We start from the raw sequence: 10,058 nt of genomic DNA, 5'->3' as shown, positions 1-10,058 counted from the left end.
ATCTAATAAGATCTGGTTATGATTAATCTGATAAAGTCTTAATAAACCTAACGCCGCTTCCCCATCATAATATACAATTCTAAATTNCTCTTTTACATCTAATGATGGATAGTTTAATACATGGGTTGTTTCCCCATTTTCATCAANCATAAACCGAATACCCTCAGCAAGCTTTTCAGCATACTGTTGATATTGAGAATCTTGAGTAATCTCCTGATATTTTGCAAACATAAATATAGCAGCAGCATTTGAACCTAGTTTTACTTCAGACTCATGCTCACTACCATCAATCATAAATGCCTTATTTTCTTTTTCTTTATAAAATACATTAATAGCATATTGAATAGATTTATTTATTTTATCTAAATATCTTTCATTATATTCAACTTCGAGTGTTTCGAGTAAGGCATAAATAGCTGTACAGTGACGAACTGTATTATAACTTTTTATTTCTCTATCATAAGCAGGGAAATAACCATAACAAAATCTTCCATTTTCAGATATCTCATTATGTAAGAATTCAGCATTATCCAGAACTATTTTTTTAATTTCTTTCTTTTTATTTTCTGTTGGTTTTCTGACTCCATTTTCTGGGCCAGTTGAATACAACTCTAATAATGCACCATTTTCATAAAACACCCCAACTGTATCAAACACCCAGACTTGATCTATTTTATCCAAATGAAATTGTCTGGTGATTTTAGGATATTTCTTATGAATAGCATCATTTAAATTCTTTTCATCAAAGAAATTTGGTTCATTATAAACAACACTGCGAATAATCGCTTTTCCGTAAATTTCTTGCTCAAGAAAACATACTTCTAAATTTGCATCAAAGCTGATACCTTTACGAAAATGATTATTATGTGCCTGAGCTGTCACCTCTGCAATAACTTCCTGCCAGCTTTTTTGCTCTAAATTAATTAAATAGTCAACTTTTATATACTCAAGTAACTGAGTATTTTTTTCAAAAAGCTTATCTAAAAAATTACATGTTCTTTTCAATACTTTTTCAAGATCTGTATCAACGGTATTCCAAACTTTACATCTACTTTTTTTGTTTCCATAAGATAGAAAGAGACCATATTTTGCTTGTGAGTTTTTGTTTTGTTGTTTTGTCCAGAATTTAATTTTTTCTTTAAACTCTTGTAATCCTTTATAAGTCGAAATAGTCATTTTCCCCTCATAGTTTATGACTAAAAAATACCACTTAACTATATCATATTATTGTAATTTTAAATATTTTTATCATGTTTTTTAAATAAAAAAAGAGAGTCCTAAGACCCTCTTTTTAAGTTCTTTATTTAGATATTAGACATTGTATTTAAACTGACCATTTTGAATTAACTCATCAAGTGTTACTTGTGTTGTTTGGTTAGTTAAAACAAGTAGTTCTGTCGATGTATATGTTGTGCCATCTCCATCCCTATCTATACTGATCGTTGCTGTATCCTTATCCGCATCGTATGTTACAGATACAAATTTATTGATATCTGTAATCGTCTGACCAGCAAGTAAAGCAGATACATCAATCTTATCAGCTGCTGTGTCAGAAGCTGTATTGCCAACATGAAAGTCATCCCATGTATCCAGACCATTTCCGCCAGTAGGATCAACCACGCCCGTTGCAGTCAACACTTTAAAGATTAAAGTATCAGAGCCAGCTCCTGTAGAAATAGTGTCATTACCACCTGTACTTGTAACCAGATCATTATAAACAGAACCTGTGAAGTCTTTAGCAACGTTGATGGTCAATGTTGCATCTGACGAGTTACCTGTTGGTGAATGTAACGTGTATTCAAATACCTCCTGACCATAGCCAGTACCATTTGGTACATAACTATACTGACCATCTTTCTCGATTGTTAAGACACCATACTGACCTTGAACAGTAACTTCTGCTGGACCTTGATTTTCTGCTTGATACAGGATGTATGGGTTGGTATCGAACTTACCTTTAATCGCAAAGTAAGTATCAGAAGAACCTAAATCATCCGCACCTTCAGCGCCAGTCAAGATATTACCATCAGTCGTTTTAACCGTATCCTTAAAGCTATCTAGATCAATTTCTTTACCAATTAAACTAATTGAGATATCAAATGCAGCACTTGTAGCTATAGCTGTAGTCTTATGAAGTGTTACTTCTAAGGTATAGCTTCCAGCTCCCAAATTCGTTAATAATTTAGTAAATTCAGTATCAACCCCTTGTTTAGTTTCATTAGTAACATTAGCAATCGTCTGACTACCATTCTTCAATACATACGTTAGAGTATAAGTGCCAGAAGTGAGTAACGAATCACCAACAACCTTAAGCTGAACATCCTCACCCACTTTATCGGAAGCCACATTAAAACTAAGTGTTTGTTTATACTCATAATCGGTATTGCTTAATCCTGATGAAACTTTAGTTGCAGCAACTGCATTAACTGGCGTCATGAAATTAACATTTTCAGTAACAACATTAGTAGCCGTATATCCTGCACTATTAACATCATTGACCGCATTCACCGAATCAAGCTTAAAGCTCAGCTCAGCTGTTGACCAGTCACCTGTTACAGTATCTACCAGACGATAAGTAAATGTTTCTTGTGCAAGTCCTAGCTGCTCTTTACCTGCTCGTGTTGGATCAAGTACATATACATACGAACCATCTGCTGTGATATAGAGGTCGCCGTATTGACCTGCTATCTTCGCAGCTGGTGTCGAAGTATTCGGCAATGTTGAGTTCAGGTTCTCCGCAATATTGATACCATTTACAGATTTAACAACGGTATCTGGTGTAACTGTATCCTCTCCATTGGTTGCATCCACATCTGCAATCACATTACCAGATTGCTGAGCCGTAACAGTGACATCATCATAGCTACGTTCAACTCCAGTAATATCAAGTGTTTTACTAGGGAATAATCCAAGTCCAACAAGTGATTGTTGAGTTACAAGTAGAATCGCATAACTACCCTCACCTAAAGTGACTTGTTTTGAGTTACTATCAGACCAACTGACAAGTGATGTCTGCATCCAGTCTATTTCTGTGTACTCATCCATCCGTACATACGAACCTGCTTCATTTAACTTGTAGATATACAGGTTGTAGTTAGAAACAAGTGAAACGCCGCCAACAGAAGCATTAATTGTTAGATCCCGGATCGTATCCTCAGCAACTGACGCATATAAAACACCTTCAGTTGTTGTATCTAAAACAGGACCTAAAAGTTGTAAGTCAAGTAACTTTGTAGACTCCCAATGAGCAGCTTCAACCGGTTTGGTTTGAGGAGTTACAGTCGCAGTTAATGCCATCACATTATCTTCTGCGATTACATTTGTATTTTCCAGACTTGGATCATTCAACGGTGCTTCAATCGTAGTCGCTAAAGAAGTGTTACCTGCCTTATCGGTAGCTGTAACAGTGACCGTTTCTCCATTTACAAGTGCTGGACTAATACCATCTAGCTGATATTTTCCATCTGCTCCTACTGTCGTAGTTCCGAGAATGTTATTACCCGAATCTTTAACAACAACAGTCGAACCAGCTTCAGCAGTACCACTAACTGTATCACCTGCTTCAGAGAAATGAGCCATTGGTGCATCTGGTGCCAAAGCATCAACTACTATCGTTGTTGGTTCCGATGTATTACCAAAACTATCTTTCACTGTAACTATTATTTCACTCGCATCTTGCAAGCCAGGATTTGCAATAGTCCATGTTCCATCTGCATCTACAACAACACTTGCTGATACAGGTTGAGTACCATCAGGGAATGTCACTATAACGGTAGAACCTGGTTCTGCTGTACCCGTAATATCACTTGATCCATTAACAGGATCAACAATAGCTGCATCAGGCGCAATACCATCTTTAATGTTAATAACCAGTTGAGCCGTATCAGAATTTACACCATCAGATATTGAATATGTAAATGTTTCGACTTTTCCTGTAGATGATAATGAATCATGAGCCGTGTAGGTATATTGTCCATTAGCCTGAATAGTTAATGTGCCATATAACCCTTCAATATTCACACCTTCGGCTGTTACAGCAGTTCCATTCACCGAGGTCACAACAGCAGTATCACTAGGGTCTACGTCATTGCCGAGTACATTGTCTGTGATACTCAGGTTAGCGAAGTGAGACTCTTCACCACTAATTTCAACATTCGTTGTCCGTAACACTGAAATTAAGTTATCTACCAGTGCATCAGCAATAACATCCAGAATTGGGTCAACCAAACCACCTAATAATGTATTCAGTAATGGCCCAACAATAGTACTTTCTTTCAGTGCTCTTACAATATCTCCTGCACCTAGTGTGTCTGTTGTTGCCAACAAACCACTTAAGAGAGTTTTAACAGCAGTACCAAGCCCTAAACCATATTTACCATTTAAAGCAGTTTCAACTGTATTTAGGACAAGTTCCTGATTGTCTTTACCAAGTACTACGCCTTGATCTCCAAGCTCATTGAGGGTTAATCCACCAATGAGATCATTAATTACACTTTCATCATTTTTAACGATGACGCGGTAATCTCCTTCTGGCAGGTCTTCCAGTTTTATCGCTACAGTATTACCGTCATCAACAACACCAAGTATGCTTAAACCAAGGGCATCAGCAACCAAACCATCATTCACTGTGGCAACTTTAACAGTGGTTAATGAACCATCTGCTTCTACTCGAACAACCTCTACACTAAAGCCAGATGCGACTGCCAGCAAGTTTTGTTGACTCACCGTCACAATGACATCTGTATTCTCCTCAGCATGTTGAACTGTAGTGAAGTTAGCTCCAGCAACATCATTGTTGATTAGACCAATATCAACCACAGCCACATTCGAAACAGAAGCATATTTAACTGTAGTGTGATTTAGATCCCCCATATCTAGTTGGACCGTATCATCTTGCGCATCGAGATCACTATCAGAATCCGCGTCACTATCTGAATCAGCATCACTATCAGAGTCCGCGTCACTATCAGAGTCCGCGTCACTGTCAGAGTCCGAATCACTGTCTGAATCAGAGTCGCTATCTGAATCAGAGTCGCTGTCAGAGTCCGAGTCGCTGTCAGAGTCGGAATCGCTATCAGAGTCCGAATCACTGTCAGAGTCTGAATCCGAGTCGCTGTCTGAATCCGAGTCGCTATCTGAGTCTGAATCGCTGTCTGAGTCCGAATCGCTGTCTGAATCCGAGTCACTGTCTGAATCAGAGTCGCTATCTGAATCCGAATCGCTGTCTGAGTCCGAATCGCTGTCTGAGTCCGAATCGCTGTCTGAATCNGAGTCACTGTCTGAATCAGAGTCGCTATCTGAGTCTGAATCGCTGTCTGAGTCCGAATCGCTGTCTGAATCAGAGTCACTGTCTGAATCAGAGTCGCTATCTGAATCCGAATCGCTGTCTGAGTCCGAATCGCTGTCTGAGTCCGAATCGCTGTCTGAGTCCGAATCGCTGTCTGAATCAGAGTCACTGTCTGAATCAGAGTCGCTATCTGAATCCGAATCGCTGTCTGAGTCCGAGTCACTGTCTGAATCCGAATCACTGTCAGAGTCTGAATCAGAGTCCGAATCGCTGTCTGAGTCAGAGTCGCTGTCAGAGTCTGAATCGCTATCAGAGTCTGAATCGCTGTCAGAGTCCGAGTCACTGTCTGAATCCGAGTCGCTGTCTGAATCCGAATCGCTGTCTGAGTCTGAATCGCTGTCTGAGTCCGAATCGCTGTCAGAGTCCGAATCGCTGTCTGAATCAGAGTCGCTGTCAGAGTCGGAATCACTGTCAGAGTCGCTATCTGAGTCCGAATCGCTGTCAGAGTCTGAATCGCTGTCTGAATCCGAGTCGCTGTCAGAGTCCGAGTCACTGTCTGAATCAGAGTCGCTATCGGAATCCGAATCGCTGTCTGAATCCGAATCGCTGTCTGAATCAGAGTCGGAATCACTGTCAGAGTCAGAGTCACTGTCTGAATCAGAGTCGCTATCTGAGTCCGAATCGCTGTCTGAGTCTGAATCGCTGTCTGAATCCGAGTCGCTATCAGAGTCCGAATCACTATCAGAGTCCGAATCACTGTCTGAGTCCGAATCACTGTCTGAATCAGAGTCGCTGTCTGAATCAGAGTCACTGTCAGAGTCCGAATCGCTGTCTGAATCAGAGTCGCTGTCAGAGTCCGAGTCACTGTCTGAATCCGAGTCGCTATCAGAATCCGAATCGCTGTCTGAATCGCTGTCTGAGTCGGAATCGCTGTCTGAGTCGGAATCGCTGTCTGAATCCGAGTCGCTGTCTGAGTCGGAATCGCTGTCTGAATCCGAGTCACTGTCTGAGTCCGAATCACTGTCTGAGTCCGAGTCGCTGTCAGAGTCCGAATCACTGTCTGAATCCGAGTCGCTGTCTGAATCAGAGTCGCTGTCTGAATCCGAATCACTGTCAGAGTCCGAATCACTGTCAGAGTCTGAATCGCTGTCTGAATCAGAGTCGCTGTCTGAATCCGAATCGCTGTCTGAATCCGAGTCGCTATCTGAGTCGGAATCGCTATCTGAATCCGAATCGCTATCAGAGTCCGAGTCGCTATCTGAATCAGAATCACTGTCTGAATCGGAATCACTGTCTGAATCAGAGTCGCTGTCGCTATCCGAATCACTGTCAGAGTCGGAGTCGCTGTCTGAATCTGAGTCGCTGTCTGAGTCCGAGTCGCTGTCAGAGTCCGAGTCACTGTCTGAATCAGAGTCGCTGTCAGAGTCCGAGTCACTGTCTGAATCAGAGTCACTATCCGAATCCGAGTCGCTGTCAGAATCAGAGTCACTGTCAGAGTCCGAGTCACTGTCTGAATCAGAGTCGCTGTCAGAGTCCGAGTCACTGTCTGAATCAGAGTCACTNTCNGAATCCGAGTCGCTGTCAGAATCAGAGTCACTGTCAGAGTCCGANTCGCTGTCTGAATCAGAGTCGCTGTCAGAGTCCGAGTCACTGTCTGAATCAGAGTCACTATCCGAATCGGAGTCGCTGTCAGAGTCGGAATCACTGTCTGAATCAGAGTCGCTGTCAGAGTCCGAGTCACTGTCAGAGTCCGAATCGCTGTCAGAGTCCGAATCGCTGTCTGAATCAGAATCACTGTCAGAGTCCGAATCGCTGTCGGAATCAGAATCGCTGTCAGAGTCCGAATCACTCTCTAAATCAGTATAAATTAAACTTGATGTATCTGACTTATTCCCTGCTATATCAGTTACATAAGCGGAAATTTCATCATCATTGTTTAATCCTGGATTGGTTACGGACCAAGTTCCATCGGTCGCGACTTCAGTTGTTATACTTGATTTATCAGGGAAAATAATTGTGATAAGCGTCCCAGCTTCTGCTGTACCTGTAATTTCAGCGGTTTCGCTTAAAGGATCAATAATCGGCTTTGCAGGCTTACTGTTATCAACAGTAATATCACCGAAAGCAATCACTTCATCATTACCAGCCACATCTTCCTGCTTAACCAGAACATTATGCGTTCCAAAATCAACAACAAAGCTGTTACCACTACCTTGTTTCCAGGTTACGCCTCCATCAAGGCTATAAGACCAAATTGCTCCAGACTCAACACCCGAAACGATGACTGTGCCATCCTGAGTAATCAGATCACTATCCGAGTATCCTGTATCATTTTGTAGGCTAGCTGTTAATCCTACCGGTACCTGACGGTCTACAAGGATTGAACCAAGGTCAACAATCTGTTCATTTCCTGCCTTATCAACCTGTTTGACCTGGACATCAGATTCACCTTCTGGTAATTCAAAACTGGTACCCGTTCCCTGAGTCCAGCTGGTACCACCATCTGTGCTATAGTACCAGAGTGCACCATCTTCAATATCAATAATATTGACTGTTCCATCGGTAGTTATACCGTCAGTAGATAAACGCCCATCATCATTTTCGAGCTTCGCAACCAGATCTGTAGGAGCAGTTTTATCAACAATAATTTCACCTAGGTTGATAACCTGCTCGTTGCCAGCTGCATCTGACTGTTTCACTTGAACAGTCGATGTTCCTTCTGGAACAACAAAACTGCCACCTGTACCCTCTATCCAGGTGTCACCGCCATCCAGACTATATGACCATGTCGCTCCAGACTCAACACCGCTTACATTTACGGTACCATCATTGGTGATACCATCACCTGCCACGCCACTATCCGTAGCAAGACCAGCGGTTAATCCTGTTGGTGCTTTGCTATCAACCTGTATTGTTCCAAGATCAATAACTTGTTCGTTGCCAGCAGTATCTGTCTGTTTCACTTGAACAGTTGATGTCCCTTCTGGAATAACAAAACTGCCACCTGTACCCTCTATCCAGGTGTCACCTCCATCCAGACTATATGACCATGTCGCTCCAGACTCAACACCACTTACATTTACGGTGCCATCATTGGTGATACCATCACCTGCCACGCCACTATCATTTACAAGTTCAGCTTTTAGACCAGATGGATCAGTCTGATCTCCACCCGTAATTGGACTTTGACCAGAGCCATTCCCCGCTGGATCTTGTTCCTCAATCTTGCCAACTTCATTTTCTTCTAATGGATTTTCATCGAAATGCCAGTTGCCATCTTGGTCAACAACTGTGGTATGTGTTACACCATCACTATCGGTCACAATAATGATGTCACCTGCTTCACCTGTACCACCAAGACCTTCACCATTATTTTCTGTCACTTTTGGTGCAGATGGATCTGTTTGGTCTCCACCCGTAATTGGACTTTGTCCTGAGCTATTGCCTGCGGGGTCTTTGGCTTCGATCTTGCCAACTTCATTTTCTGCTAATGGATTTTCATCAAAATGCCAGTTGCCATCTTGGTCAACAACTGTGGTATGTGTTACACCATCACTATCAGTCACAACAATAGTGCTACCCGCCTCACCTGTACCACCAAGACCATCACCATTATTTTCTGTCACTTTTGGTGCAGATGGATCTGTTTGGTCTCCACCCGTAATTGGACTTTGTCCTGAACTATTGCCTGCGGGATCTTTGGCTTCGATCTTGCCAACTTCATTTTCTGCTAATGGATTTTCATCAAAATGCCAGTTGCCATCTTGGTCAACAACTGTGGTATGTGTTACACCATCACTATCGGTCACAATAATAGTGCTACCCGCCTCACCTGTACCACCAAGACCATCACCATTATTTTCTGTCACTTTTGGTGCAGATGGATCTGTTTGGTCTCCACCCGTAATTGGGCTTTGTCCTGAACTATTGCCTGCTGGGTCTTTGGCTTCGATCTTGCCAACTTCATTTTCTGCTAATGGATTTTCATCAAAATGCCAGTTGCCATCTTGGTCAACAACTGTGGTATGTGTTACACCATCACTATCGGTCACAACAATAGTGCTACCGGCATCACCTGTACCTCCAAGACCATCACCATTATTTTCAGTAATAACTGGTTTATTAACTACTTTATTATTTGCATTGTTCTGATGGCCTGAACTATCTGTGTTAGTTGCTACTGCAACAACTGCTCCAGCCAAGAGTGCACCTACACCCCACGGCATAAATGCAGCAGCTGTTGAATCATCGTAAAGTAAAGGTTCAACTTCATCTATGCTATGAAATTGTACACTATCAAGTGCTACCTGATTAGCATCATTAAACTCTATCCAGGCAAGCTTTCCATTATCATCAAAAACAATGGTATTTGAATTTTCCGGATTAAAAAAATTATCAATAACTATTGTTTCGCCATTCTTCATTGTAATTATGGCGCTATTACCTTTCCGTTCAATTGAAGCAACATCTAAAGATGATGCATTAATTTTGACTACATTATCAGCATGAACATTAACTTTATTTGTTTTAAGTTGTTCTACTATTTTATGTGTTCTTTTCGAAATAACTTGAACATCAAACATTAAACCCCTCCGTGTTATTTGATCTTCAAATCAAAGACCATTTAACAAATGCAATTAATAACCTGTGTTATTTAACATTTATTGTTTTTAATGAGAATAATGTGAATTCCATTATTTTATAAAGGGTTAAAATTTCAGTTAAATCAGTATTTAATTTTTATTAACTAATTTAATTAATTGATTTTGTT

General features: G+C 41.2%; 1 protein-coding gene. It reads right to left on the bottom strand.

All coding sequences use genetic code 11. The features are described 5' to 3' along the window. Nucleotides 1–1,311: 1,311 nt before the first annotated feature. Nucleotides 1,312–9,870, bottom strand: coding sequence for a BapA/Bap/LapF family large adhesin (locus KPC_RS20605; RefSeq protein ID WP_213065902.1), 8,559 nt, complete (start codon nt 9,868–9,870; stop codon nt 1,312–1,314). Nucleotides 9,871–10,058: the final 188 nt, after the last annotated feature.

The sequence above is a fragment of the Acinetobacter stercoris genome (assembly GCF_900323515.1).
In the GTDB taxonomy this organism is placed as follows: Bacteria; Pseudomonadota; Gammaproteobacteria; order Pseudomonadales; family Moraxellaceae; genus Acinetobacter; species Acinetobacter stercoris.
The sequence above is the reverse complement of the archived record's forward strand: the minus strand, read 5'-3'. Positions and strand labels throughout refer to the sequence as shown.